A 24,742-nucleotide genomic window follows, 5' to 3' on the forward strand; every position below is an offset into this window, starting at 1 on the left:
GGGTCAGCCGAGGAAGTCGAGGACGTCCTGGCAGAAGTCCCGCTCGCCGAAGGTGCGGGTCCCGTGGTCCCTGGTGATCGTCTCGCTGAGGACGGTGTCGTCCTCCGGATCCTGGGGGTCGTTGAGGTCGATGACCAGGGTGCCCGCGACGGTGCCGGCGTCGAGGCCGACCAGCTTGCCGTCGCTCCCGAACAGCTTCGACGAGAACCGGTCCATGAACTCGACGGTGAGGGTGCCGTCGGCGTTCAGGGTCAGCTTCTGGTCACGGCCGTTGAAGGTGTCGACGGACCGGAACGAGGCGCCAGTCTCCACGTTGGAGAAGGTGTCCTCCGCCGAGACGTGGATCGAGAAGTACTCGAGGTCCCCACCTCCGCGGGCGATGCCCGTCTCGGTGATGGTGACCCTGCCCTCCCAGCGGACGAGGAACGGGACGTCACAGAAGTCGTCGTGCTCCTCCTGCTCGATGTGGGTGTCCTTCAACGTCTCGTGCGACCGGAAGACCACGTTGCTGGAGGCTGCGGCGAACGGCGCGAGCATGACGCTCAGCGCCACCGCGCTGAGTGCTGCGAGCAGTGGACGGACCACGGTGTGGGTTGACGTGAGGTGGCGGAACATGGGACCTCCCAGGTGCGGCTGGTGGATGTGATCCCTGCTGAACCGATCGTCACGCCGAGCCGGGTCGCTGCCCACCGACAAAGTGCCTACGTCACCCGGGCCTGCCCTGCGCACCCTCACCGGACACGCCGACGGCGCCGCCTCCCAGCCGGGAGACGACGCCGCGGACGTATGCCGTGTGCCTGGCGCTCAGCGACCGAACGGGGGCAGCTCCTTGGTCCCCTCGTCGCCGGGCTCCGCCTCGGCCCCCGCGTCGGGCCGCTGGGCAGGGTCGAGCGGCCCGCCCGGCTGACCGGGCTGCTGGGGCTCACCCGGGGTGAGCGGCCCGTCTGAGGAGCCCGGCTGGGGGTCTCCGGTCGACGGCGAGGGGTTGGGGGCCGGGGTGGGCTCGGGCGTCGTGGGGGCCGGCTCGTCCCAGCTCGGGCGGTCGGGGGCCGGCTCGGAGGGCACGGGGTCTGGGGTGGGGTCGGACGGCACCGGGTCACCCGGGGCCGGGAAGGGCTCGGGGGCGGGGGCTGGTGCCGGTGCAGGCTCGGGAGCGGGTTCGGGCTCAGGTGCCGGGGCAGGGTCTGGCTCGGGCTCAGGGGTCGGGGCAGGCTGGGGGGCTGGTGCCGGGGCAGGCTCGGGCTCAGGAGCCGGGGCAGGCTCGGGCTCGGGCTCGGGAGCAGGCTCAGGGGCCGGCGCAGGTGTTGGCTGCTCTTCGGGCAGACCCAGCTTGTCGCGGAGGGCGTCGGCGCCCTGGTCGATCTGCTCGGAGTACTTGCCCCCGGTCTGCTTGTCGATGACGTCCTCGACCTTGTCGAGAGCCGAGTCCGCTTGCTGCGGGTTGCCCTTGACGTAGTCCTTCACCTTGTCCAGCCAGGAGCCAGCCATTTGATTTGCCCTTCCTAGGGAACCTTCTCGGGAATCGGAGTCCGCGCCACAGCACGCTCACTGTGGACATTACCCACCAACCCGGGGGAAATACCGGCGGACCGCCCTACGACAGGTCAGTCGCGCTGGTGGAGCTGGCGGGCGGCCTCGGCCACCGAGCCGGAGAGGGAGGGGTAGACCGTGAAGGTCCCGGCGAGCTGGTCGACGGTGAGTGCATGCTGCACCGCCAACGTCACCGGGTAGATCAGCTCGGAAGCCCGCGGCGCCACGACGACCCCGCCGACGACGGTGCCACCACCCTTGCGCGCGAACAGCTTCACGAACCCGTCGGTGATGCCCTGCATCTTGGCGCGCGGGTTGGTGGACAGCGGCAACATCACCGAGGTCGCGTCGACCGTGCCCTCGTCGAGGTCCTTCTGGGAGAACCCGACCGTCGCGATCTCGGGGTCGGTGAAGATGTTGGCCGAGACGGCCCTCAGGTTGAGCGGGGCCACGGCGTCGCCCAGGGAGTGCGCCATCGCGATCCGCCCCTGCATCGCGGCCACGGACGCGAGGGGAAGGACGCCGGTGCAGTCGCCCGCGGCATACACACCGCGCACGGAGGTGCGCGAGACCTTGTCGACGACGATGTGCCCGGACTCGCTCACGGCCACCCCGATGTCCTCGAGGCCGATGCCCGAGGTCTGGGGGACGGAGCCGACGGCGAGGAGCGCGTGACTGCCCTCGACCTCGCGACCGTCCTCGAGCCGGACCACGACGCCCGACTCGGTGCGTGACACCGAGGCCATCCGCGAGCGCCCGAGCACATCCATGCCGCGCTTGCGGAAGACGTCCTCGATGACCGTGGCGGCGTCGGCGTCCTCGCCGGGGAGCACACGGTCACGCGACGACACGAGCGTCACGCGGGAGCCGAGACCGAGGTAGGCCTGTGCCAGCTCGGCACCCGTGACACCCGAGCCGACGACGACCAGGTGCTCGGGGAGCTCGGCGAGGGAGTAGATCTGCTGCCAGGTGAGGATGCGCTCACCATCGGGCTGGGCGGTCGGCACGACCCGGGGCGTGGCGCCGGTGGCGATGAGGACGACGTCGGCGGGGAGGGTCTGGGTGGTGCCGTCGGCGAGGGTCGCCTCGACGGTCCCGGGGGTGAGCAGCCGACCGGTGCCGGCCAGCACCTGCACGCCGTCGGCCGCCAGCCGGGCGCCGATGTCGCGGGACTGCGCCGCGGCGAGCGCCAGGATGCGGCGGTTCACCGCCGTGAGCTCGGCGACCGAGTCGGACACCTCGTCGCCCTCGTGGTCCTCGAGGTGCACGCCGAGGTCGGACGCTGTCTCGAACTGGCTCATGAAGTCGGCCGTCGAGATCAGCGTCTTGGACGGCACGCAGTCGGTCAGCACCGCCGCTCCACCGACTCCGTCACGGTCGACCACCGTCACGCTGGCACCCAGGTGGGCGGCCACCAGGGCGGCCTCGTAGCCCCCTGGACCGCCACCGAGGATCACCACTGACGACTGGGACGCATTCACCCGACCATCCAACCACCCCGAGGTCGACGCCCACTCGCCACGTGCTCTTCGCCTTCCCGACAGGCGCTGTGGGCCCTATGGTCCAAGGACAGACACTACGTTCCGCGACGGCACCACTATGCACAGAGCACCTCGCCGCCCGCTGGACGGGCTCACAGTCAGGATGGAACACATGACAGTTCGTCCCCGCCACACGGCCCTCCTCGCCGTCGTCGCAGCAGCCACCTCCCTCGCGGTCGCCGCCTGCTCGCCACCCGCCGACAACGACACCGGAAGCTCGGGCAGCGGAGCCGACAAGGCCAAGACCGCCACCTCGGCCGCCGACCTCGGGGGCATGGACGCCCTCGTTGCGGCAGCGAAGAAGGAAGGCACCCTCAACGTCATCGCGCTGCCCCCGGACTGGGCGAACTACGGCGCGATCATCAGCGCCTTCGGCACGAAGTACGGCATCAAGGTCACCAGCGCCCAGCCCGACGCGAGCAGCGCCGACGAGATCTCGGCGGCCAACCGGCTCAAGGGCCAGGGCAGCGCCCCCGACGTCTTCGACGTCGGGGCCGCGGTCGCGGCCGCGAACACCACGATGTTCGCTCCCTACAAGGTCGCCACCTTCGACTCGGTCCCGGCCGACCTCAAGGACGCGAACGGCACCTGGGTCAACGACTACGGCGGCTACATGTCCGTGGGCTACGACTCCTCCAAGGTCCCGGCCCCCACGTCGCTGGCCGACCTGCTCAAGCCGGCCTACAAGGGCAAGGTCGCCCTCAACGGTGACCCGACCAAGGCCGGAGCGGCGTTCGCCGGAGTCCAGATGGCCTCGCTCGCCAACGGTGGCACCGCCGGCGACGTGACCAAGGGTGTCGCCTTCTTCAAGCAGCTCAAGGCCGCCGGGAACTTCATCCCGGTCGACCCCACCCCTGCGACCATCGCATCGGGCCAGACCCCCGTCGTCATCGACTGGGACTACCTCAACGCCGCGCAGACCGCGAAGGTCCCGACCTGGAAGGTCTTCGTCCCCGACAACGCGGTCGTGGCCGGCTACTACGTCCAGGCGATCAACAAGGACGCCCCGCACCCGGCCGCCGCGCGCCTCTGGCAGGAGTTCCTCTACTCCGACGAGGGTCAGAACCTCTGGCTCAAGGGTGGGGCCCGCCCGGTCCGGTTCGACGACATGAAGAAGGCCGGCACGCTCGACGCCACGGCCTCCGCAGCCCTGCCCGCCGTGACCGGCACGCCGGTCGTCCCGAGCAAGGCCGACGCCGACACCGCCACGGCCTACCTCGCCAAGGAATGGGCCAACGCCGTTGGCTGACGCCGCTGCAGCCGGCGGAACGGCAGCTGACACCTCGGTGCCCGGCGCCCGCCGCGTCAGGGCGCCCGGTGGCTTCCGGCCATCGGGCGCCCTGCTCGGCGTCGTCCCGTTCTTCGCCTACGTCACGGTCTTCCTCGTCATCCCGGCCCTGGTCGTCGTGATCGGGGCGTTCTTCAGCGGTGGTCGACCGACCCTGGGCAACCTGCGCGCGCTGGGCGAGCCCGCGGTCACCTCGGCCCTGTGGCACTCGGTGGTGCTGTCGGCCGTGACCGCGGTCGCGGGTGCCGTGCTCGGCGCCGTGCTCGCGTATGCCGTGTCGACGGCCTCGCCGAACGGCGTGCTCAAGCGGTTCGTCACCTCGCTGTGCGGCGTGCTGGCGCAGTTCGGCGGGGTGGCGCTCGCCTTCGCGTTCCTCGCGACCTTCTCCGCACAGGGCTTCCTCACCAGGGTCCTCGGCACGAGCAGCGGTCTATGGCTGTACGAGTGGGACAAGGGCCTGATGCTGGTCTACCTGTACTTCCAGGTGCCCCTCATGCTCATCGTCTTCCTGCCCGCCGTCGAAGGGCTGCGGCCCCAGTGGCGCGAGGCGACCGAGACCCTCGGCGGCAGCACGTTCCTCTACTGGCGCAAGGTCGCCGGTCCGATCCTCATGCCGTCCTTCATCGGCGCGCTCCTGCTGCTCTTCACCAACGCGTTCTCCGCCTACGCCACCGCGGCCGCCCTGGTCTCGCAGGGCGCGCCCCTGCTGCCGCTGCAGATCGGTGGCACGTTCACCTCCGAGGTCGTGCTGGGTCAGGAAGGCGTCGGCAAGGCGATGGCGCTCGCCATGGTGGTCGTGGTCGCCATCGTCATGACCGGGTATGCCGTGCTGGACCGTCGCGCGTCGAAGTGGCTGGTCCGATGAGCGGCCAGCGCGCCGCGATGCGGCGCCGGCAGAACGTGTTCCGCTGGGTGGTGGTCACGCTGACCCTGATGTTCTTCGGCCTGCCGTTGTTCGCCATGCTCGAGTTCACGACCCGCGACGTGACGGGCCAGCGCACCGGGGCGACCTGGTCCCAGCTGCTCGACGTGGGGGCGATCTCGACCCGCTATCCCGACCTGCGGGCCGGGTTCATCGCCTCGATGGGGCTGGCCGTCCTCACCGTGGTGATCATGCTGCTCCTGCTCGTGCCGACGATGACGTGGGTGCGGCTGCGGCTGCCGGGTCTCGGGCGCACCGTCGAGTTCCTCTGCCTGCTGCCCCTGACGGTCCCCGCCATCGTGCTCGTGGTCGGCCTGACCCCGGTCTACGCGTGGGTCACCTACTTCCTCGGCGGCAATGCGATCTGGCTGGCGTTCGCCTACGTCGTGCTGGTCCTGCCCTACGCCTACCGCGCGCTCGACGCCGGGCTGCGGGCCATCGACGTCAGGACGCTCAGCGAGGCCGCCCGATCCCTGGGGGCCAGCTGGACCACCGTCATGCTCCGGGTGATCCTGCCCAACCTGCGCACCGCGGTCCTCTCGGCGTCGTTCCTCGCCGTGGCGTTGACCCTGGGTGAGTTCACCATCGCCAACCTGTTCAGCCGCACCAACCTCCAGGTGGCGATGTACCTCATCGGCAAGTCCGACTCGCAGATCTCGATCGCGGTCGGTCTGGCCTCCCTCGTGTTCGCCTTCCTGATCCTGTTCGCGATGTCCTTCGTCGGCGGCGCCCGGAGCGCGACGTCCCCGCTGGCCCGACTGCGCCGTCACCGCAAGGAGCCCACATGACCGCCGCCCCCACGACCGTCAGCTCGACCGCCGCCAGTGGCCCCCGAGGCGTAGCCGTCGAGCTGACCGGCCTGAAGCGCAGCTACGGCCCCGTGCAGGCCCTCGACGACCTCACCCTGCGGCTGGCGCCCGGCGAGCTGGTGGCCCTGCTCGGCCCCTCGGGCTGCGGCAAGACCACGGCGCTGCGTTGTCTCGCCGGCCTGGAAGACCCCGACGAGGGGCGGATCGAGGTCGACGGCAAGGACCTGACCCGGGTGCCCACCAACAAGCGCGACCTGGGGATGGTCTTCCAGGCCTACAGCCTCTTCCCGCACATGACGGCCCGGCAGAACGTCGAGTTCGGCCTGCAGCTGCGCCGCCAGTCCGGCCAGCAGCGGCGGACCCGGGCCGCCGAGATGCTCGACCTCGTCGGGCTGTCCACGCAGGCAGACCGGTTCGCGCACCAGATGTCCGGAGGCCAGCAGCAGCGCGTCGCCCTGGCCCGCGCGCTGGCCATCGAGCCACAGGTGCTCCTCCTCGACGAGCCGCTGTCCGCCCTCGACGCGAAGGTCCGGGTGCAGCTGCGCGACGAGATCCGCCGCATCCAGCTGGAGGTCGGCACCACGACCCTCTTCGTCACCCACGACCAGGAGGAGGCGCTGGCCGTCGCCGACCGGGTCGGCGTCATGCGCAGCGGTCGCCTCGAGCAGATCGCGGCCCCCGAGGAGCTCTACTCGCGACCCGTCAACGATTTCGTGGCGGACTTCGTCGGGGTCACCAATCGCCTTGCGGGAGAGGCAGGTTCGACGTCGGCGACGGTCCTCGGCCACCCCGTGCCGCTGCTCGACGGCTCGGCGACCTCGGGAGCCGTCACGGTGCTCGTGCGTCCCGAACACCTTGCCGTCCAGGCCGACCCGAGCGGTGCGCACACGGTGACGAGCGTGAGCTTCCTGGGGGCGCACGGTCGGGTCGTGGTCGCCCTCGCCGACGGCGGTCAGGCCATCGTCCAGGTGCCCAGCAGCTCCGTCGGCGGCTACTCCCCCGGCTCGCCGGTGACCGTTCGCCCCACCGGCGAACCGGCCCTGGCCGTGTCCGCGCGCGACTGAGTCGGCGGTCGCGCGCAGCACAGAGGGGATGATCCCGACGATCGGGACCGTCCGCTCCGTCGCCGTCGCCGCTCGGTCCGGGCCTCGGTAGTCTTCGGGAGTGAGCGAGCAGAGCAGCCCGTCCCCGGGCGTCCCCGACCTGTCCGACCCCGCGACCGACCCGTTCGAGGTGGCCAAGGCCGCCGCAGCGGTGATCGCCGACCGCAGTGGCGCCGACCGGCACGACGTGGCCCTGGTGCTCGGCTCCGGGTGGGGCCAGACCGGCGACCTCATCGGCGAGACGCTGGCCACGATCGACAACGCGGACGTCCCCGGCTTCGCGAAGGCTGCCGTCGCCGGACACAGCGGCACGATGCGCTCCGTGGCGATCGCCGACACCGGCCGTCGGGCCCTCGTCTACGGCACCCGCACCCACTTCTACGAGGGCAAGGGCGTCCGGGCGGTCGTCCACGCCGTGCGCACCGCCGCCGCAGCGGGCTGCAAGACCATCGTGCTCACCAACGGCTGCGGCGGCCTCAACCCCGCGTGGAGCCCCGGCACCCCGGTGCTGATCAGCGACCACCTCAACCTCACGGCTGCCTCCCCCATCGAGGGCGCCAACTTCGTCGACCTCACCGACCTCTACTCCCCGCGGCTGCGCGACCTGGCCAGGCAGGTCGACCCCGGTCTCGACGAGGGGGTCTACGTGCAGTTCCGCGGGCCCCACTACGAGACTCCCGCCGAGGTGCGGATGGCCAAGGTGCTCGGTGGTGACCTCGTGGGCATGTCGACCACGCTCGAGGCGATCGCGGCCCGTCAGGCCGGCCTCGAGGTCCTCGGCATCTCGCTCGTCACCAACCTCGCCGCCGGGATCAGCGACCAGCCGCTCTCCCACGAGGAGGTCATCGAGGCCGGCCAAGCGGCCGCCGAACGGTGCGGGAAGCTCCTCGCCGCGGTCGTCGCCACCATCTGACAGGAGCCCAGCCATGACGTATGCCGCGCGGCACGGCCGCGGAGCCGACTCGCCTGCCAGCACGGAGGCGTGGGCCGCCCACCACGCCCAGGAGCTGGTCGATGCCGCTCAGGCCTGGGTGGACGACGACCCCGACCACGAGACCCGGGTGGAGCTCGGCGACCTGCTCGCGAAGGCCAAGACCGGCGACCAAGCTGCCATCGGCGACCTCGCTGACCGGTTCTCGGGGATGCTCGAGTTCGGAACCGCCGGCCTGCGCGGCGCCATCGGCGCGGGTCCCAACCGGATGAACCGCTCGGTCGTGATCCGAGCGGCGGCCGGCCTCACGGCATACCTGCAGGCGAGCAAGCCCGAGCCGTTCGTGGTGGTGGGCTTCGACGCGCGGCGCAACTCCGACGTATTCGCCCGGGACACCGCGGCGGTCGTGGTGGGTGCTGGCGGTCGAGCCGCGATCCTGCCGTCGCCGCTGCCGACTCCCGTGCTCGCGTATGCGATCCGCTACCTCGGCGCCGACGCCGGCGTGATGGTGACCGCGAGCCACAACCCGCCTGAGGACAACGGCTACAAGGTCTACCTCGGCGACGGCTCGCAGATCGTGCCGCCGTCCGACGCCGACATCGCGACGCAGATCGCGCGGGTCGCGGCCGTGGCCGACGTGCCGCTCGCCGACGACGGCTGGGAGACGCTCGGTGACGACGTGCTCGAGGCGTACCTCGACGACGCCGTCACCGTCGTGGCCAAGGACACCCCGCGCGAGGTGACGGTGGTCCACACCGCCCTGCACGGGGTGGGCTCCGAGACCGTGGCCAAGGCGTTCGTCCGCGCGGGGTATGCCGCGCCGATCCCGGTCGAGAGCCAGGCCCAGCCCGACCCGGCGTTCCCGACCGTGCACTTCCCCAACCCCGAGGAGCCCGGGGCGATGGACGCCGCCCTCGAGCTGGCCGAGCAGACCGGGCCCGACGTGGTCATCGCCAACGACCCCGATGCCGACCGCTGCGCTGTCGCGGTGCCCGGCCCCGGTGGATGGCGGATGCTCCGCGGCGACGAGGTGGGGGCCCTACTGGGCGCGCACATCCTCGCTCGCGGCGTGGGCAACGGCGACGTCTTCGCCAACTCGATCGTGTCGTCCCGCTTGCTCGCGGCGATGGCGAAGGCCGCCGGCGTCCCGCACGAGGAGACCCTGACCGGATTCAAGTGGATCTCCCGCGTCAAGGGCCTGCGGTACGGCTACGAGGAGGCGCTCGGCTACTGCGTCGACCCACCGCACGTGCGCGACAAGGACGGCGTCAGCGCCGCCCTGGTGGTCGCGGAGATGACGGCGAGCCTCAAGGCCGAAGGGCGTTCGCTCACCGACCTGCTCGACGACCTCGCCGTCGAGCACGGCGTCCACGCAACCGATGCCCTGTCCGTGCGCGTGGCTGACCTCTCGCTCATCGGCACGGTGATGGCGCGACTTCGCCAGCACCCGCCGCAGGAAGTGGCCGGCACAGCGGTCGTGCGCACCGACGACCTGGCTGAAGGAACCGAGGCACTGCCGCCCACCGACGGGCTGCGCTACTTCCTGGCCGACAACTCACGAATCATCGTGCGACCGTCAGGCACCGAGCCCAAGCTCAAGGTCTACCTCGAGGTCATCGAACCGGTGTCGGCCGACCTGAAGACCGCCCGGAAGACCGCCGCCACGAGGCTCGCCGGGATCCGCACTGCCATGGAGGCACTCACCCAGGTCTGACTGGGTGGACTGGCTGGATGGAAGCCCAGCCGGGCGGACTACTTCCTCCAGAACCGCTTCGTGGTGCGCGGGGCGTCGGTGTCGACAGGAGGTGGGGTCGGCGGGTCTGGGCGGCCCTCGAAGTCCTGGGCCTGACCCTCGATCGCGATCAGCTGCAGGCTGAGGAAGTAGCCGGAGTCCTGGTCCCCCGTGACCGCCTCGAACTCGACGTGTCCGTCCTCGACGAGGAAGTTGAAGACGTCCAGACCGGAGAGGCGCAGCTCGGTGATCCACACCGCCTCGAGGAAGCTGGACACCTGACGCTCCGGCGTGCCCGGCCGGAAGCGGACCATGGCGATCAGCAGGCGGTCGGGATCGTCCGTCACCTCGACCTCGACCTGGGCGAACATGACGCTCGACGCCAGGCGTTGTCGCAGCTTGGACGCAGCATCGGCGGTCAGCGCGCCGGAGGCCGGCGGGAGGTTGGCCGTCGTCGCCTCCCTGAGCTGCACGAATTCCACGCGGTCCATGCGGGTGAGACTGTCCCACGCGAGTCGAATCGGCAATCCGGGGCCGCGCCGCGCGCCTCCCACCACCCCGCGCGGGGGCTCGTCGTTCGAGTGAGCTCACCGTAGGGTGCGGGGTGAAACGTGCCGACAGATCACCTGCGGCCGCGACGCTCCGCTCGGGAGGGATCACCGATGAAGGTTCTCGTGGTCGAGGACGACGTCGACATCCAGGACCTCGTGGTCGCCCTGCTGAGTCGGGTCGGCTACGACGTCGTCGTCGAGGACAACGGCGATGCTGGACTGACCGCCGCCGTGTCCCAGGAGTTTGACCTGGTGATCCTGGACTGGATGATGCCGGGCCTGAGCGGGGTCGACGTGTGCCGGGGCATGCGAGCGGACCCTCGGGCGAAGGACATCGCCGTGCTGATGCTCACGTCCAAAGCCCAGGAGGGCGACATCGACCAGGCCTTCACCGCCGGAGCCGATGACTACATGGTCAAGCCGTTTCGGGGCCGCGAGCTGGTCAGCCGGGTCCGGGCGCTGACCACCAAGGACGTCACCCCCCACTGATCGCCGGCGGCTGAGCGGGAAGGATCCGCTCGACCCACCGACCACCAGAGCCGCCCGGCCGGCTGGCCGCGCGTGCGGCCGTGGGGCCGTGGGCCGCCAGCTGGATCAGGGCGGCCAGGACGGAACGGGCGCCGAACCTGCGGCACCGGTCTCGAGCTCGCCCCACACGTGGTAGGTCCTGGTCGGCGGCGGCGTCCCGAAGCCGGACCCCTCGCGTGGGTCCGAACCAGTGTCGGTGCCTGGGCGTGGGCCGGGGTGGCGGGTGAGCCAGTGGTCGTAGGCGCCGGGGGTCAGGTCCCACGAGACGTGGCCGTCGGTGAGCTCGGCGTGGTAGCCCTTCTTGTGGACGATCGTGTGGTGCCGCCCGCACAACAGAGCGGCGTTGGTCAGGTCGGTGGGGCCGCCGTCGACCCAGTGCCACAGGTGGTGTCCGTCGCACCAGGCTGCCGGCACCGAACAGTCGGGGAAGGTGCACCCGCCGTCGCGCAGCCACAACGCCCGGAGCTGGGCGGAGGTGAACAGTCGGAACCGTCGGCCGAGGTCGAGGACCTGCCCGTCCTTGCCGAGCACGACCGGGATGATCCCGGCATCGCACGCGACCCGCCGGGCGGTCTCCGGGGCGAGCAGGGTCCCGGCTTCGCTGGACCCGACCACGGTCGCCGCGTTCGCCCGGGCGACCAGGTCGTCGAGGGAGACGGTGACGAACAGCTCGGCCTTGGGGGTGGTGGCCACCCCGTCAGCGGAGGCGACGCACCGGCGGACGACCTCGAGCAGGGCGTCCATCCGCCGTTGCCCGGACGGGCGCCGGTCCGGCTCCCCCCGCGCCGGCCTCGGCGCGGACAGGGCCTGGACGGCGGCCTCGATCACGGTCTTGGCTTCGGCGTCGAGGAGCATCGTGTACTCGAACAGCCCGGCCCCGTCGGCGAACGGCTGCGACAGCGACCGCAGCTCACGCAACCGGTCCTGCTCGACCTGGAACTCCCCCACCGCCCCGTACTTCGCCACGAGGCGCTCCCGGATGCCGCGCACGTCCTTCGGCCGCCCCCACGACGCGACCTGCACCAGCCCGGCCAGCACCGGGCCCTCTGCGCCCTCGGCCAGGCGCGGGGCGAGCCGGTCGAGCTCCTCGACCACGGTCGCGGCCGTCACCAGCGGCACCCGCGCGTCACGCACCGCGGCCACGAGCGCGGCATACCGGTCATCGCACCCCACCTCCGCCACCTTCACGACCCGCGCCGACCCACCGGCCCGCAGCGCCGGACTGTGGTCGAGCAGCCACGCGTGCGCACCGGCCCGGCCGGCCCCGGCCTCACCGCGGTCGGTCGCCTCCCGCAGCACCTCGACCCGGGCCGCGTCCACCCGCAGAGCCACCTCGTCCAACAGTGCCGCGAGGTCGCCCAGCGCGCCACCGGGAGCGGCCCACAAGGCTTCGTCGATGCCGGTCAGGGCGGCGCACGCGGCCTGCACCGCTGCGCGGCGCTGCTCGAACGTGCTCCCCCGATCCATGCCAACGAACCTACCGGCCGCGTCTGACAACCCCACGACACCGAAAACCGTTGCAGCACAGTCTGATTCGATTTCTCGTGAGGGGCGCAGATGCGGCGTCGATACGGCACCCGCTGTCCACAGGCGAGACGTCCCGTCCCCGACGTCCACAGGAAACACCGAGGCGTGACACAGCGCGTCACCACCTCGAGGGCGTGTCGTGAGCAGTGACACCGCGACCACGCCATGGCCACAACCCACGACCGACAGCACCTCGAAGGTGAGCCCCATGAAACCGACCCGACGACCGCTCCCCCTCCTCCTCGGAGTTGCGGGCATCGCCTCCGCCGCCGCGATCGCCATCGGCGGCGCCCAGATCTCGGCCGGCGACACTGCGGCCGGCTCGTCGGCCAGCACCAACGTCGCCCAGGTGACCACCCCGTATGCCGGTGCGTACGGCACGCGGGGCGGCCGCACCTGGGAGCTGGTCCCCGACTCGGGAGACACCGGCTCGACCGACTCGTCAGGCGCCACTCCCTCCACCACGGACGGGACCACCACCGGCACGACCACGGAAGCCACCGCGAGCCAGCTCGTCGGCGTGGTCGACATCGTCACGACGGTGAACTACGACCAGGGCGAAGCCGCCGGGACGGGCATGGTCCTGACCTCGTCGGGTGAGGTGCTGACCAACAACCACGTCGTCGACGGTGCGACCAGCATCGAGGTCACCGTCCTGTCGACCGGCCGCACCTATGCGGCGACGGTCGTCGGCACGAGCCCGACGAACGACGTCGCCGTCCTGGAGCTGACGGGTGCGAGCGGGCTGGCCACGGTCGACCTCGGCGACTCCTCGTCGCTGCAGGTCGGCGACGCCGTCACCGGGGTCGGGAACGCCGGCAACGAGACAGGGACGTCGGCGGCCACCGGTGAGGTGACGGCCCTCGACCGGGACATCACCGCGAGCGACGGTTCCGGGACCGACAGCGAGGAGCTCACCGGGCTCATCGTCACGAGCGCAGCCATCGAGGCCGGCGACTCGGGCGGTCCCCTCTACGACGCACAGGGCCAGGTGGTCGGCATCGACACCGCCGCGCAGACCAGTGGGGGCAGCGGACCGACCGTGGCCGGCTACGCCATCCCCGTCGACACGGCCCTGGCGGTGGCCGAGCAGATCACGTCCGGGGTCGACAACGAGACGATCCACCAGGGCCTGCCGGCCTTCCTGGGCATCCAGACCGCGCAGGATCCCACGAACGGCTTCGGCCAGCCGAGCACCGGCTTGGGCGGGCCCGGAAGCACGCCAGGAAGCACCTTCGCGGGGGCCCCCGTCAGCGGAGTCGTCGCCGGGTCGGCCGCCGCGAAGGCCGGCATCACGGCCGGTTCGACCATCACCGCGGTGGGCGGCGACGCGGTCGCCAGCCCGTCCGACCTGACCGCAGCGCTGGCCACCCACGACCCCGGCGGCCGCGTCTTGGTCGCCTGGACCGACGCCTCGGGAGCCGACCACACCGCGACCGTCACGCTGGGGTCCGGCCCGGCTGACTGAGCGCCGTGCACTGACCCGCGGTCGTCCGTTGGAGGTGCGTCACCAGCCGGAGGAGGTGGGGGTCACCTCGAACCGGCGCGATCTGACCACAGGGTGAGACACGGCTAGGATTGGTCGGTGAGCACCCCCACAGCTGCGGCCCCCTCCGTCGACGCGACGACCAGGGCGCGCGACCTTCTCGGCGTCTCCCGCCTCACCAACGCGGCCCTGACGAGCTGGTTGCACGGCCTCCCGGGCGTCGACCAGGTGGGGTGCGAGGCGCGTGCTGCCGGGCTGGGCACGCGGTCGATCAAGACCACGTCGAAGGCGTGGGGCATCGACCTCGCGATCTCGATGATCGACCTCACGACGCTCGAGGGCGCCGACACCCCGGGCAAGGTGCGCGGCCTGTGCGCGAAGGCCATCACCCCCGACCCGACCGATCTGGCGACGCCTCGTCCCGCCGCGATCTGCGTCTACGGCGACATGGTCCCCACCGCCAAGGAGGCCCTGGGGCAGAGCGGCGTCAAGGTCGCCGCGGTCGCCACCGCCTTCCCGAGCGGTCGGGCGCTCATGCCGATCAAGCTGGCCGACACCCGTGACGCCGTGGCTGCCGGGGCCGACGAGATCGACATGGTCATCGACCGCGGCGCGTTCCTCTCCGGCGACTACCTCACGGTGTTCCGCGAGATCGCCGAGGTCGCCGAGACCTGTGTCCGCACGGACGGCTCCCGCGCCCGGCTGAAGGTCATCATGGAGACCGGCGAGCTGGTCACCTACGACAACGTCCGACGCGCGTCGTGGCTCTCGATGCTGGCCGGCGGCGACTTCATCAAGACCTCCACCGGCAAGATCTCCCCTGCGGCCACCCTGCCGGTCACGCTGGTCATGCTCGAGGCGGTCCGCGACTGGCGCGACCTCACCGGCGAGATGGTGGGCGTCAAGCCGGCCGGCGGCATCCGCACGAGCAAGGACGCCCTCAAGTTCCTGGTCACGGTCAGCGAGATCGCCGGCGACGACTGGCTCGACCCCTACTGGTTCCGCTTCGGCGCCTCCAGCCTGCTCAACGACCTCCTCCTGCAACGCCAGCGGATGGCGATCGGCGCCTACTCCGGCGCCGACTACGTCACCGACGACTCGCCCAGCCTGTACTGACCGTGCGAGCCCCCACCCTCCAGCAGCCCCCCGCACCCGACGGATCCTGAGGAACCCCAAGCCATGGCCAAGTTCGAGTACGCACCGGCGCCGGAGTCCCGCGCCGTCGTCGACATCAAGCCCTCCTACGGGTTGTTCATCAACGGTGAGTTCACCGAGTCGCAGGGTGGTTCCGCCTTCAAGACGATCAGCCCCGCCACCGAGGAGGTCCTCGCCGAGGTGACCTCGGCCAGCGAAGCCGACGTCGACCGCGCCGTGGCCGCCGCCCGCCGGGCCCACAACGGCGCCTGGGGCCGGATGTCCGGCGCCGACCGCGGCAAGTACCTCTTCCGCATCGCCCGCATCCTCCAGGAGCGCGCCCGCGAGTTCGCTGTCCTGGAGAGCCTCGACAACGGCAAGCCGATCAAGGAGAGCCGCGACGTCGACGTGCCCCTGGCCGCCGCGCACTTCTTCTACCACGCGGGCTGGGCCGACAAGCTCGACTACGCGGGCCTCGGCACCAACCCCCGGCCCCACGGGGTCGTGGGCCAGGTCATCCCCTGGAACTTCCCGATCCTCATGCTGGCGTGGAAGATCGCGCCCGCACTGGCCACCGGCAACACCGTCGTCATCAAGCCGGCCGAGACCACGCCGCTGACCGCGCTCCTGTTCGCGGAGGTCGTGCAGCAGGCCGACCTGCCGCCCGGCGTCGTCAACATCATCACCGGCGCCGGCGCCACCGGACAGGCGATCGTCGACCACCCCGACATCGACAAGCTGGCCTTCACCGGCTCGACCGGCGTCGGCAAGATGATCGCCCGCTCGATCGCCGGCACCCGCAAGAAGGCCACCCTCGAGCTCGGGGGCAAGGCCGCCAACATCGTGTTCGACGACGCGCCGCTCGACCAGGCCGTCGAGGGCATCGTCAACGGCATCTTCTTCAACCAGGGCCACGTCTGCTGCGCCGGGTCGCGCCTGCTGGTCCAGGAGAACATCGCGGCCGACGTCGAGAAGCGGCTCAAGCGCCGCCTCGAGACGCTGCGCGTGGGCGACCCGCTCGACAAGAACACCGACGTGGGCGCGATCAACTCCAAGGCCCAGCTGCAGCGCATCGTCGACCTCACCGCTGCCGGCGAGGCCGAGGGTGCCGAGCGCTGGGACAACGGCTGCGAGCTGCCGAGCAAGGGCTTCTGGTTCCGGCCGACGGTCTTCACCGGCGTCAGCCAGACCCACCGGATCGCGCAGGAGGAGATCTTCGGACCGGTCCTGTCGGTGCTGACCTTCCGGACCCCGCACGAGGCCGTCGCCAAGGCCAACAACACGCCCTACGGGCTGTCCGCGGGCATCTGGACCGAGAAGGGTTCGCGGATCCTCTGGATGGCCGACCAGCTCCGCGCCGGTGTCGTGTGGGCCAACACCTTCAACAAGTTCGACCCGACCAGCCCCTTCGGTGGCTACAAGGAGTCCGGCTACGGCCGCGAAGGTGGCCGCCACGGCCTCGCCGCCTACGTCACGACGGGAGACAGCAAGTGAGCCCCACCGCCACGAGGTCGACGAGCAGCGATGCACGCGTCGACGTGCGCAAGACCTACAAGCTCTACATCGGCGGCAAGTTCCCCCGCTCCGAGTCGGGCCGCTCCTACGAGGTCGTCGACGGCCGGGGCAGGTTCCTCGCCAACGCCGCCCAGGGCTCGCGCAAGGACGCCCGTGACGCGGTCGTCGCCGCCCGAGGTGCCTTCGCCGGCTGGGCCGGCGCCACGGCATACAACCGCGGTCAGGTCCTCTATCGCGTCGCCGAGGTGATGGAGGGCCGTCGGGCCCAGTTCGTCGCGGAGGTGCGCGCCAGCGAGGGCGTGGCCGAGCGTCGTGCCGAGACGATCGTCTCGCAGGCCATCGACCGCTGGGTCTGGTATGCCGGGTGGACCGACAAGCTCGCTCAGGTCCTCGGCGGGTTGAACCCGGTCGCAGGCCCGTACTTCGACATCTCCGCACCCGAGCCGACCGGTGTCGTCGCCGTCCTGGCCCCGCAGCGCTCCTCGCTGCTCGGCCTCGTGTCGGTGCTGGCTCCCGTCGTCTGCTCCGGCAACACCGCGGTCGTCCTCACCAGCGAGCTGCGGCCGCTGCCGGCCATCACGCTGTCCGAGGCGCTCGCCACCTCCGACGTCCCGGGCGGGGTCATCAACCTCATCACCGGGCGCACCGCTGAGGTGGCGCCGTGGCTCGCGTCGCACCGCGACGTCAACGCCATCGACCTCACCGGTGCCGCCGACGCGGACGGCGTGAGCTGGGGCGACCTCGAGCTGGCCGCCGCCGAGAACCTCAAGCGCGTCGTCCGTCCAGAGGGTGAGGGGTCCGACGCGATCGAGCCCGACTGGTCGCGCACTCCCGACCTGGGCCGGATCACCTCGTTCCTCGAGACCAAGACGGTCTGGCACCCCAAGGGTCGCTGACCCTTGACCTCCTCCTCACCGGACGCGACCACCACCGCCCGGGTGGTCGTCCTGGCCGGTCCCAGCGGCGCCGGAAAGTCCCGGCTCGCGGCCCGGCTCCAGGGAGCGCACGGCTGGCCGATCGTGCGCCTCGACGACTTCTACCGCGACGAGGACGACCCGGCGATGCCCCGCAGCGAGGAGCTGGGCATCGTCGACTGGGACCACCCCGACTCGTGGAACCGGGACGCGGCCGTCGAGGCGCTGAGCACCCTGGTCGCGACGGGCGAGGTGCAGACCCCGGTCTACGACATCTCCCTCAGCAGGGCGGTCGACACCGCGATCGTGCGGGCCGACCCCCACGACCTGGTCCTCGCCGAGGGCATCTTCGCCGCCGAGATCATCGGCGACCTGCGCGAGCGCGGACTGCTCGCGGGCGCCTACTGCGTACACCACCACCGGGTCGTGACGTTCGTCTGGCGGCTGCTGCGCGACCTGTCCGAGCACCGCAAGCCGCCGTGGACCCTCGTGCGCCGTGGCCTCGCGCTGATGCGTGCCGAGCCCCGCGTCGTGGCCCGGCAGGAGTCCCTGGGAGCCGTCTCCGCGCGGGCCAAGGACCTCGAACCCCTGCTGTCGGCCCTCGCCCGCTGACCTTCGCTCCGGGGTCCTCCACGACCCGGTATGCCGCGGGCCCGCGGCCCGTCCGAGCCTCGCCCAATCTCGTGGCTCGGCGCCCGGATGACACCTCCGTCGGTTAGGGTGCCAGCACGTCAGCGAGGGGGAAGTACGCACATGACCGACCCGCAGTGGGTGGCTCCCGGCACCGGTGGACCCGCGGAACCGCAGGCCACCCCGCCGGGTGAGCACCCGGCATACCCACACCTGCCCGCGCCCCAGCCTCCCGCTGGAAGACCGCTGGGTCCGCCGGGGCAGCAGCCCTGGGGCGCGCACCCCGCGATGGAGTTCCGGCCCGGGATCATCCCGCTGCGCCCACTCAACCTCGGCGACCTCTACGGTGCCGTCATCAAGGCGATCCGGGGCAACGTCGCCGCCACCATGGGACTGGCCTTCGTCACGACGCTGATCTTCCTCGTGCCGACCACCGCGTTCGGCGCCTGGCTGGCGTCGCAGGAGTCCCTCGACATCGACATCGGCCCCCAGTCGACGGCAGACCCGCTCCCGCTCGCCGGCACGCTCGGGTCACTGGTCCCGTCCCTGGGCACGTCGGCGTCGGCGGTTCTGCTGACGGGGTTCGTGGCGTTCGTCATCAGCCAGGCCGTGATGGGGCGCAAGGTCACCGCCGGCCAGACCTGGGAGGGCACGCGCAGTCGGCTGCTTCCCCTCGTGGGGGCAACCGTCGTCACCGGTCTGGCCATCCTGCTGGTCCTCGCCGTCATTCTCGTGCTGCCGGTGATCGCGGTCATCAGTGCGGCGACGTCCTACGACGACTCCGGGCTCGTCGGCGCGATCCTCTTCGCCGTCCTCGCCGGTCTCGTGGCCATCCTCCTCGTGCTCTTCCTCTCCACCCGGCTGGCCTTCGTCGGGGTCGCCGTGGTCCTCGAGAAGGTCGGCGTGGGACAGGGCGTCGCGCGGTCGTGGCGACTCACGTCCGGGAGCCAGTTCTGGCGGGTCTTCGGCATCCGGCTCCTCACCAGCTTCATCGTGGGCCTCGCCGCCCAGATCGTGGCCTTCCCGCTGGGGCTCATGGGTGGGCTGGGCATCATCGCGACGGGAGACCCGCAGAACCTCTACGTCTTCCAGGCCATCGTGGCCGGCGTCACGGGACTGATCACCGGCGCCCTGACCACCCCGTTCACGGCCGGCGTCGATGCGCTGCTCTACGTCGACCAGCGCATCCGGCGCGAGGGCTTCGACGTGCAGCTGATCACCGCCGCCCAGGCCGACGCCGCCAGCCAGGCGCGGGGAGCCAACGCCGCGAGATGACGAGTCCCACCTCCGTGTTCGACGGGCCACCGCTCGACCCGAGCTCCCCCGAGGCCCGGCAGTGGGTGCTCGACGAGCTGGCGAAGGGTCGGTACACGACCGAGCCCTCGGCGTGGCAGCGGTTCGTCGAGTGGCTGCAGCACCTCCTCAGCGGCCAGCCGGGAGCCGGGCTGATCCCCGCCTGGGGTGCTGCCCTCGTCGTGGCAGTGGTCCTGGCGGTCGTCGCCCTGGTCGTGGCGCGGCTGCTCAGGACTGAGCCGTCGACCCGCGCCGGCCGCGCTCGCACGACAGTGGTCGACGACGAAGGGCTCAGCGCCGCCGACTACCGCGCCCGCGCCGGGGAGGCGAGTGCCCGCGGCGACTGGGACGCCGTCCTGCTCGACAGCTACCGCGCCCTGGCTGCCGCCGCGGTGGAACGCGCCCTGCTGACCGACCTGCCCGGACGCACCGCCCATGAGGTCGCCCTCGCGCTCGCGCCGGTCTTTCCCGCGCACGCGGAGTCCCTCGCCGCGAGCGCGACGGAGTTCGACGCCGTCCGCTACGGCCACCGGCGCACCACGCAGGCCCGGGCCATGGCCGCCGCCGACCTCGACACCACGCTCCGCGCGGTCCGACCGACCCTCGGCCAGCTGGTCGGCCCGTGACCGCCCCCGCTGCCCCCATGACTGACCCGGTGACCGACCCGGTGACCGACCCGGTGACCGACCCGGTGACCGAGCCGCCCGCGCGCGCCGGCCTCGCCACGCGGGTGCGCCGCCGCGCGGTCTGGGCCCTCGTGGTCGCGATCGGCGTGGCGGCGCTGGTGGCCATGGCCCTGTCCACCAGTGCGCCCGACCAGGTCCTCGACCCCGACGACGCCGGCCCCCTGGGCGGCCGCGTCCTCGTCGAGGTGCTGCGCGACCACGGGGTGGAGGTCCAGGTCGTCCGCACCGCCGACGAGCTCCTGGACGCCGACCCGGGCCCTGGCACGACGGTGGTCGTGGGCAACCCCGCCTACCTCGGCAGCGACAGCACCGAGCTCCTGGGCGAGGCGACCTCCGGGGCCGACCGGCTCGTCCTGGTCTCCCCGACGGCCGAGCAGCTGGCCACGCTCGACCTGCCCCTCACCTCCAGCGACCTCGGCACGCAGGTGACCGTCACGGCCGGCTGCCGCTCCACGGTCGCGCGCCCCGACGACACGGCGTCGGTGGTCGACACCCGCTTCGTGCCCCTCGGCCGGGGTGGCGGTCCTGCGGCCACCCTCTGTTTCGCCTTGCCCAACCCCCGCGGCGACGATGCGGCCGCGCCCACCGACTTCGGGTTCGGGGCAGCCTTCGCCACGGTGCCCGCTGACGCCGCACACCCCGAGGTGGTGGCCGTCGGCGTCGGCAGTGGTTTCACCAACCGGTTCGTGGGCGAGGAGTCGCACGCCGGTCTGGCCGTCCGGGCCCTGGGTCACTCGCCGCGCCTCGTCTGGTACCAGCCGGGCATCGGCGACCTCGCGAGCGTGGGCGGCACCGGCCCGTCGGCCTGGCCCGAGTGGCTCACCCCTGCGGCCGTCATCCTCGGCACCGCCGTGGTCGTGCTCGCGTTCGTGCGCGGACGCCGCATGGGGGCCCTGGTCACCGAGCCACTGCCGGTCGTCGTGCGGGCGGTCGAGACCACCGAGAGCCGCGGTCGGATCTACCGCCGAGCCCGTGACCGCGGACGCGCCGCGGCGGTGCTCCGACTGGGCAGCACCGAGCGGCTGGCCCGACGGCTCGCGCTGTCACCCCACGCCGTGGCGGCGGTCCAGGCTGCTGCCGCAGCAGCCTCCGGTATGCCGCCGACGCACGTCGCGGCGCTGCTCACCGGGCCGCCGCCCACCACTGATGTCGAGCTGCACACCCTGGCCAACGCCTTGGCCGACCTCGAGGAGAGAGTCCGTACGTCATGACCGACCAGCACCAGTTCCCCTCGCCGGCCCAGGGCCACGAGCCCCTCGACCCACCCGCCGCGGGCGGGCCACCAGCACCCGCCGTCACGCCCCCGTCGGCGGCAGCTGGTCCCCCCGCCGCCGCCCCCGATGCGCGGGCCGCCCTGCTGGCCGTGCGCGCCGAGGTGGCCAAGGCGGTCGTCGGGCAGGACGCGGCCGTCGCGGGCCTGCTGGTCGCCCTCCTGGCGCAGGGGCACATCCTGCTCGAGGGAGTGCCCGGCGTGGCGAAGACCCTGCTCGTGCGCAGCATCGCGGCGGCCCTCGACGTCGAGACCAAGCGGGTGCAGTTCACCCCCGACCTGATGCCCGGCGACCTCACCGGCTCGCTGGTCTACGACGCCGCCAACAGTGACTTCACCTTCCGGCCGGGCCCCGTCTTCACCAACCTGCTGCTGGCCGACGAGATCAACCGCACGCCTCCCAAGACGCAGTCCGCCCTGCTGGAGGCGATGGAGGAGCGCCAGGTCAGCGTCGACGGCCGGGCCCACCCGCTCCCACAGCCGTTCATGGTCGCCGCCACGCAGAACCCCGTCGAGTACGAAGGCACCTACCCGCTGCCCGAGGCGCAGCTCGACCGGTTCCTGCTCAAGGTCACCCTCCCCCTGCCGCCGCGCGACGACGAGATCGCCGTCCTGCGTCGGCACGCCACCGGCTTCGACCCGCGCGACCTGCACTCGGCCGGTCTTCGTCCGGTGGCCTCGGCCGCCGACCTCGCAGCCGGCGCCGCGGCCGTCCGCACCGTCGAGATCTCCGACGAGGTCACGGCATACATCGTCGACATCGCCCGGGCGACCCGGCACTCACCGTCGCTCGCCCTCGGGGTGAGCCCCCGTGGGGCGACCGCGCTGATGGCGACGTCCCGCGCGTGGGCGTGGATCAACGGTCGTGGGTTCGTGACCCCTGACGACGTCAAGGCGCTCGCCCACGCCACGCTCGCGCACCGGCTGTCGCTGCGGCCGGAGGCCGAGCTCGAGGGCGTCAGCGTGACTGCCGTGCTCGAGAGCGCACTCGGAGCGGTGCCGGTTCCGCGCTGATGGCCCTGACCTACCGCGCCGTCGCGCTGGCCCTGCTGGGGCTGGCGCCGGTCGCCGTGTGGCCGCACGGCGACACGGTGCGGTGGTGGTGGGTCGTCATGCTGCTGCTCATCGGGCTCGACGTCCTGCTCGCGTCCTCGCCGCGCGGCCTGATCCTGACCCGCGAGGGGCCCGGTCAGGTGCGCCTCGGTGAGGACACCGCCACCTCGGTGCTGGTCACCAACAGCGGCCGCCGCAGGGTGCGTGGGGCGATCCGCGACGCGTGGCCGCCGTCGGCCGGGGCCGACGCCACCCGGCACACCCTCGACCTCGCCGCGGGCGAGCGCACCAGGATCACGACCGCCATGCACCCCACCCGCCGGGGTGACCGTGCCGCCCACCGGGTGACGGTCCGCTCGACCGGTCCGCTGGGGCTGGCGGCCCGACAGCGCTCCTTCGAGGTGCCCGGACAGCTGCGGACCCTGCATCCGTTCCCGGCGCGCAAGCACCTGCCCAGCAGGCTGGCCGTGCTGCGCCAGCTCGACGGCCGGGCGGCCCTGCGCACCCGTGGACAGGGCACCGAGTTCGACAGCCTGCGTGACTACGTCGAGGGCGACGACGTCCGGAGCATCGACTGGCGCGCCACCGCTCGCCGTCAGCACCTCGTGGTGCGCACGTGGCAGCCGGAGCAGCACCGGCGGATCGTCATCGTCGTCGACACGTCGCGCACGTCTGCCGGTCGGGTCGACGACGCCCCGCGGCTCGACGCCGCCATGGACGCCGCCCTCCTCCTGACCGCGCTGGCCGGCCACGCCCGCGACCGGGTGCAGGTGCTCGCCGGTGACCGGGTGGTGCAGGCGCGGGTCGCCGGTGCCGACCGGGCGAAGCTGCTGCACGACACGATCAGCACGCTCGCACCGGTCGAGGCCAGGCTGATCGAGGCCGACTGGGGGCTGTTGGCGACCGAGATCCAGCGGCTCGGCACGCAGCGCGCCCTCGTCGTGCTGCTCACCCCGCTCGAGTCCTCGGCCGTCGAGCGGGGGCTGGTGCCGGTCCTGCCCTCCCTCAGCGCCCACCACCGCGTGGTCGTCGCCTCGGTCGCCGACCCGGCGGTCGGACGGATGCGCACCGCTCGCTCGACCGTGGCCGAGGTCTACGACGCCGCCGCTGCAGAGCGGACGACGGCGTTGCGCCGCCGCACCGCCGCGGCCCTCGCCAACCTGGGGGTCGACGTGCTCGACGAGCCGCCGGAGCTCCTGCCGGTGCGGCTCGCCGACCACTACCTCATGCTCAAGCGACAGGGGCTGCTCTGAGCCGGTGACCGGGCCGACGGCGCAGGCCCGTCGGTCGCAGGGTCAGGCGGCGACGATCTCCAGGTCGCCCACGTCGCGGGCCTCGAGGTCCCCGGTCACGCCGGCCTGGTGGGCCCGACGCCCCACCACGAACACATAGGCGAGGAAGGTCGACTCGGCCACCACGCCGATCCCGATCCGGGCCCAGGTCGGCAGGCCGGACGGCGTGACGAAACCCTCGATCGTGCCGCTGACCAGCAGGACGGCCACCAGCCCCATGGCGATCGCGACCGCAGTGCGCCCTTCGGCGGCGAAGGCCTGCAGCCGGGTCCGCGGACCGGGCTCGACCCACGACCAGAACAGCCGCAGACCCACCGCGGCGGCGACGAACACGGCGGTGAGCTCGAGCAGGCCGTGCGGCAGGATCAGCCCGAAGAACAGGCTGGTGCGGTCGTTGGCCATCATCAGGGCGGCGATCACCCCGACGCTCTGCACGTTGCTGAACAGCACGTAGAGCACGGGCAGGCCCAACACGCCGAGCGCGATGCACTGGGCCGCGACCCAGGCGTTGTTGACCCACACGAGGGTGGCGAACTCGTGGTGCGGGAACTCGCTGTAGTAGTGCTCGAAGTCGGTGCCGACATAGGCGTTGATCTCGGCCGGGGTGAGCTGGCTGGTGTAGACCTCGGGGTGCTGGAGCGTCCAGGCCGCGACCAGGGCGATCACCAGCACGCTGGACAGCGCCGTCGTCACCCACCACCACCGCGTGCGGTAGAGGGCCGCCGGGAAGGTGCGGGTGAAGAAACCGAGGAGGTCGGACCACGTGGTGGTCTTCGTGGCCACCATGGTGACCCGTGCGCGGGTCAGCAGCATCGACAGGTAGGCAACCACCGAGGGGTCCGGGGTGGCCGACCGCACCACCGACAGGTCGGTCGAGACCCGCTGGTAGAGGTCGAGCAGCTCGTCGCCCTCCGCGCCGGTCAGCCGACGTCGAGTGGCCAGCTCCTCCAGACGCCCCCAGTACCGGCTGCGTGCGGCGACATACGCATCCAGGTCCACGGCGCCAC

The 24,742-nt window shown here is 72.0% G+C and carries 23 protein-coding genes; 17 read left to right on the forward strand and 6 right to left on the reverse strand.

Annotation, left to right across the window (positions count from 1 at the left end):
• Positions 1 to 3: 3 nt before the first annotated feature.
• The 3 genes from ACXJKD_RS01570 to ACXJKD_RS01580 all read right to left on the reverse strand — a co-directional run bounded on the left by ACXJKD_RS01570 (position 4) and on the right by ACXJKD_RS01580 (position 3,011).
• Positions 4 to 615 (reverse strand): hypothetical protein, encoded by a 612-nt coding sequence (locus ACXJKD_RS01570; protein ID WP_457252569.1) that lies wholly within the window; start codon positions 613 to 615, stop codon positions 4 to 6.
• A 189-nt stretch (positions 616 to 804) separates the two neighbouring features.
• The gene (locus ACXJKD_RS01575; RefSeq protein ID WP_457252570.1) at positions 805 to 1,488 is read right to left on the reverse strand and encodes an antitoxin; all 684 of its coding nucleotides are present in this window, start codon (positions 1,486 to 1,488) and stop codon (positions 805 to 807) included.
• A gap of 116 nt (positions 1,489 to 1,604) precedes the next feature.
• Positions 1,605 to 3,011 (reverse strand): NAD(P)H-quinone dehydrogenase, encoded by a 1,407-nt coding sequence (locus ACXJKD_RS01580; RefSeq protein ID WP_457252571.1) that lies wholly within the window; start codon positions 3,009 to 3,011, stop codon positions 1,605 to 1,607.
• A 172-nt stretch (positions 3,012 to 3,183) separates the two neighbouring features.
• On the opposite strand from ACXJKD_RS01580, the gene ACXJKD_RS01585 reads away from it, so the two are divergent.
• From ACXJKD_RS01585 to ACXJKD_RS01610, 6 genes are all read left to right on the forward strand, one after another.
• Positions 3,184 to 4,320, forward strand: a complete 1,137-nt coding sequence (locus tag ACXJKD_RS01585) for an ABC transporter substrate-binding protein (protein WP_457252572.1) — start codon at positions 3,184 to 3,186, stop codon at positions 4,318 to 4,320.
• Entirely contained in the window at positions 4,313 to 5,224 is a 912-nt protein-coding gene (locus tag ACXJKD_RS01590) for an ABC transporter permease (RefSeq protein WP_457252573.1), read from the forward strand. Before ACXJKD_RS01585 ends, ACXJKD_RS01590 begins: the two co-directional genes overlap by 8 nt.
• Positions 5,221 to 6,069: an ABC transporter permease gene (locus tag ACXJKD_RS01595; protein ID WP_457252574.1), complete on the forward strand. Its 849-nt coding sequence runs from the start codon at positions 5,221 to 5,223 to the stop codon at positions 6,067 to 6,069. Before ACXJKD_RS01590 ends, ACXJKD_RS01595 begins: the two co-directional genes overlap by 4 nt.
• Entirely contained in the window at positions 6,066 to 7,154 is a 1,089-nt protein-coding gene (locus ACXJKD_RS01600) for an ABC transporter ATP-binding protein (protein WP_457252575.1), read from the forward strand. The genes ACXJKD_RS01595 and ACXJKD_RS01600 overlap by 4 nt, the downstream gene beginning before the upstream one ends.
• Positions 7,155 to 7,254: 100 nt before the next feature.
• Positions 7,255 to 8,106 carry a purine-nucleoside phosphorylase gene (locus ACXJKD_RS01605; RefSeq protein WP_457252576.1) on the forward strand — a complete coding sequence of 284 codons (852 nt, stop codon included), beginning with the start codon at positions 7,255 to 7,257 and terminating at the stop codon, positions 8,104 to 8,106.
• Between the two features lie 13 nt (positions 8,107 to 8,119).
• Positions 8,120 to 9,838: a phospho-sugar mutase gene (locus ACXJKD_RS01610; protein WP_457252577.1), complete on the forward strand. Its 1,719-nt coding sequence runs from the start codon at positions 8,120 to 8,122 to the stop codon at positions 9,836 to 9,838.
• 38 nt (positions 9,839 to 9,876) lie between these two features.
• On the opposite strand, the gene ACXJKD_RS01615 is transcribed toward ACXJKD_RS01610, so the two are convergent.
• Positions 9,877 to 10,347, reverse strand: coding sequence for a hypothetical protein (locus ACXJKD_RS01615; RefSeq protein WP_457252578.1), 471 nt, complete (start codon positions 10,345 to 10,347; stop codon positions 9,877 to 9,879).
• 171 nt (positions 10,348 to 10,518) lie between these two features.
• On the opposite strand from ACXJKD_RS01615, the gene ACXJKD_RS01620 reads away from it, so the two are divergent.
• Positions 10,519 to 10,896 (forward strand): response regulator transcription factor, encoded by a 378-nt coding sequence (locus tag ACXJKD_RS01620; RefSeq protein WP_457252579.1) that lies wholly within the window; start codon positions 10,519 to 10,521, stop codon positions 10,894 to 10,896.
• Positions 10,897 to 11,001: 105 nt separating this feature from the next.
• Here the strand turns inward: ACXJKD_RS01620 and ACXJKD_RS01625 are convergent, their stop codons facing one another.
• Entirely contained in the window at positions 11,002 to 12,402 is a 1,401-nt protein-coding gene (locus tag ACXJKD_RS01625) for an HNH endonuclease signature motif containing protein (protein WP_457252580.1), read from the reverse strand.
• A 268-nt stretch (positions 12,403 to 12,670) separates the two neighbouring features.
• Here ACXJKD_RS01625 and ACXJKD_RS01630 point away from each other — a divergent pair, with 268 nt between their 5' ends.
• The 10 genes from ACXJKD_RS01630 to ACXJKD_RS01675 all read left to right on the forward strand — a co-directional run bounded on the left by ACXJKD_RS01630 (position 12,671) and on the right by ACXJKD_RS01675 (position 23,696).
• Positions 12,671 to 13,930 carry a S1C family serine protease gene (locus ACXJKD_RS01630; protein WP_457252581.1) on the forward strand — a complete coding sequence of 420 codons (1,260 nt, stop codon included), beginning with the start codon at positions 12,671 to 12,673 and terminating at the stop codon, positions 13,928 to 13,930.
• A 117-nt stretch (positions 13,931 to 14,047) separates the two neighbouring features.
• On the forward strand, positions 14,048 to 15,064 hold the full coding sequence (gene deoC / locus ACXJKD_RS01635) for a deoxyribose-phosphate aldolase (RefSeq protein ID WP_457252582.1): 1,017 nt from the start codon (positions 14,048 to 14,050) through the stop codon (positions 15,062 to 15,064).
• Positions 15,065 to 15,127: 63 nt separating this feature from the next.
• A complete protein-coding gene (locus ACXJKD_RS01640) occupies positions 15,128 to 16,576 on the forward strand; it encodes an aldehyde dehydrogenase family protein (protein ID WP_457252583.1) in 1,449 nt (482 codons plus the stop codon).
• Positions 16,573 to 17,493, forward strand: coding sequence for an aldehyde dehydrogenase family protein (locus ACXJKD_RS01645; RefSeq protein WP_457252584.1), 921 nt, complete (start codon positions 16,573 to 16,575; stop codon positions 17,491 to 17,493). Before ACXJKD_RS01640 ends, ACXJKD_RS01645 begins: the two co-directional genes overlap by 4 nt.
• A gap of 3 nt (positions 17,494 to 17,496) precedes the next feature.
• A complete protein-coding gene (locus ACXJKD_RS01650) occupies positions 17,497 to 18,123 on the forward strand; it encodes a uridine kinase family protein (RefSeq protein WP_457252585.1) in 627 nt (208 codons plus the stop codon).
• A 141-nt stretch (positions 18,124 to 18,264) separates the two neighbouring features.
• On the forward strand, positions 18,265 to 19,416 hold the full coding sequence (locus ACXJKD_RS01655; protein ID WP_457252586.1) for a hypothetical protein: 1,152 nt from the start codon (positions 18,265 to 18,267) through the stop codon (positions 19,414 to 19,416).
• Complete coding sequence (locus ACXJKD_RS01660; protein ID WP_457252587.1) at positions 19,413 to 20,060, forward strand: DUF4129 domain-containing protein; 648 nt, start codon at positions 19,413 to 19,415, stop codon at positions 20,058 to 20,060. The genes ACXJKD_RS01655 and ACXJKD_RS01660 overlap by 4 nt, the downstream gene beginning before the upstream one ends.
• A 17-nt stretch (positions 20,061 to 20,077) precedes the next feature.
• Complete coding sequence (locus tag ACXJKD_RS01665; protein ID WP_457252588.1) at positions 20,078 to 21,331, forward strand: DUF4350 domain-containing protein; 1,254 nt, start codon at positions 20,078 to 20,080, stop codon at positions 21,329 to 21,331.
• On the forward strand, positions 21,328 to 22,404 hold the full coding sequence (locus ACXJKD_RS01670; protein ID WP_457252589.1) for an AAA family ATPase: 1,077 nt from the start codon (positions 21,328 to 21,330) through the stop codon (positions 22,402 to 22,404). Before ACXJKD_RS01665 ends, ACXJKD_RS01670 begins: the two co-directional genes overlap by 4 nt.
• Positions 22,404 to 23,696 (forward strand): DUF58 domain-containing protein, encoded by a 1,293-nt coding sequence (locus ACXJKD_RS01675; protein ID WP_457252590.1) that lies wholly within the window; start codon positions 22,404 to 22,406, stop codon positions 23,694 to 23,696. Before ACXJKD_RS01670 ends, ACXJKD_RS01675 begins: the two co-directional genes overlap by 1 nt.
• 42 nt (positions 23,697 to 23,738) lie before the next feature.
• Here the strand turns inward: ACXJKD_RS01675 and ACXJKD_RS01680 are convergent, their stop codons facing one another.
• Entirely contained in the window at positions 23,739 to 24,734 is a 996-nt protein-coding gene (locus tag ACXJKD_RS01680) for a stage II sporulation protein M (RefSeq protein WP_457252591.1), read from the reverse strand.
• Between the last annotated feature and the right edge of the window lie 8 nt (positions 24,735 to 24,742).

The organism is Pedococcus sp. P5_B7 (assembly GCF_054049895.1).

What these genes read in the sequence shown, in the direction of transcription:
- ACXJKD_RS01620 (WP_457252579.1), top strand. Translation starts at nt 10,519, where the DNA reads ATGAAGGTTCTCGTGGTCGAGGACGACGTCGACATCCAGGACCTCGTG.
- ACXJKD_RS01660 (WP_457252587.1), top strand. Translation starts at nt 19,413, where the DNA reads ATGACGAGTCCCACCTCCGTGTTCGACGGGCCACCGCTCGACCCGAGC.
- ACXJKD_RS01665 (WP_457252588.1), top strand. Translation starts at nt 20,078, where the DNA reads ATGACTGACCCGGTGACCGACCCGGTGACCGACCCGGTGACCGACCCG.
- ACXJKD_RS01570 (WP_457252569.1), bottom strand. Translation starts at nt 615, where the DNA reads ATGTTCCGCCACCTCACGTCAACCCACACCGTGGTCCGTCCACTGCTC.
- ACXJKD_RS01625 (WP_457252580.1), bottom strand. Translation starts at nt 12,402, where the DNA reads ATGGATCGGGGGAGCACGTTCGAGCAGCGCCGCGCAGCGGTGCAGGCC.
- ACXJKD_RS01615 (WP_457252578.1), bottom strand. Translation starts at nt 10,347, where the DNA reads ATGGACCGCGTGGAATTCGTGCAGCTCAGGGAGGCGACGACGGCCAAC.
- ACXJKD_RS01675 (WP_457252590.1), top strand. Translation starts at nt 22,404, where the DNA reads ATGGCCCTGACCTACCGCGCCGTCGCGCTGGCCCTGCTGGGGCTGGCG.
- ACXJKD_RS01595 (WP_457252574.1), top strand. Translation starts at nt 5,221, where the DNA reads ATGAGCGGCCAGCGCGCCGCGATGCGGCGCCGGCAGAACGTGTTCCGC.
- ACXJKD_RS01575 (WP_457252570.1), bottom strand. Translation starts at nt 1,488, where the DNA reads ATGGCTGGCTCCTGGCTGGACAAGGTGAAGGACTACGTCAAGGGCAAC.
- ACXJKD_RS01610 (WP_457252577.1), top strand. Translation starts at nt 8,120, where the DNA reads ATGACGTATGCCGCGCGGCACGGCCGCGGAGCCGACTCGCCTGCCAGC.
- ACXJKD_RS01630 (WP_457252581.1), top strand. Translation starts at nt 12,671, where the DNA reads ATGAAACCGACCCGACGACCGCTCCCCCTCCTCCTCGGAGTTGCGGGC.
- ACXJKD_RS01585 (WP_457252572.1), top strand. Translation starts at nt 3,184, where the DNA reads ATGACAGTTCGTCCCCGCCACACGGCCCTCCTCGCCGTCGTCGCAGCA.
- ACXJKD_RS01670 (WP_457252589.1), top strand. Translation starts at nt 21,328, where the DNA reads ATGACCGACCAGCACCAGTTCCCCTCGCCGGCCCAGGGCCACGAGCCC.
- ACXJKD_RS01600 (WP_457252575.1), top strand. Translation starts at nt 6,066, where the DNA reads ATGACCGCCGCCCCCACGACCGTCAGCTCGACCGCCGCCAGTGGCCCC.
- ACXJKD_RS01640 (WP_457252583.1), top strand. Translation starts at nt 15,128, where the DNA reads ATGGCCAAGTTCGAGTACGCACCGGCGCCGGAGTCCCGCGCCGTCGTC.
- ACXJKD_RS01655 (WP_457252586.1), top strand. Translation starts at nt 18,265, where the DNA reads ATGACCGACCCGCAGTGGGTGGCTCCCGGCACCGGTGGACCCGCGGAA.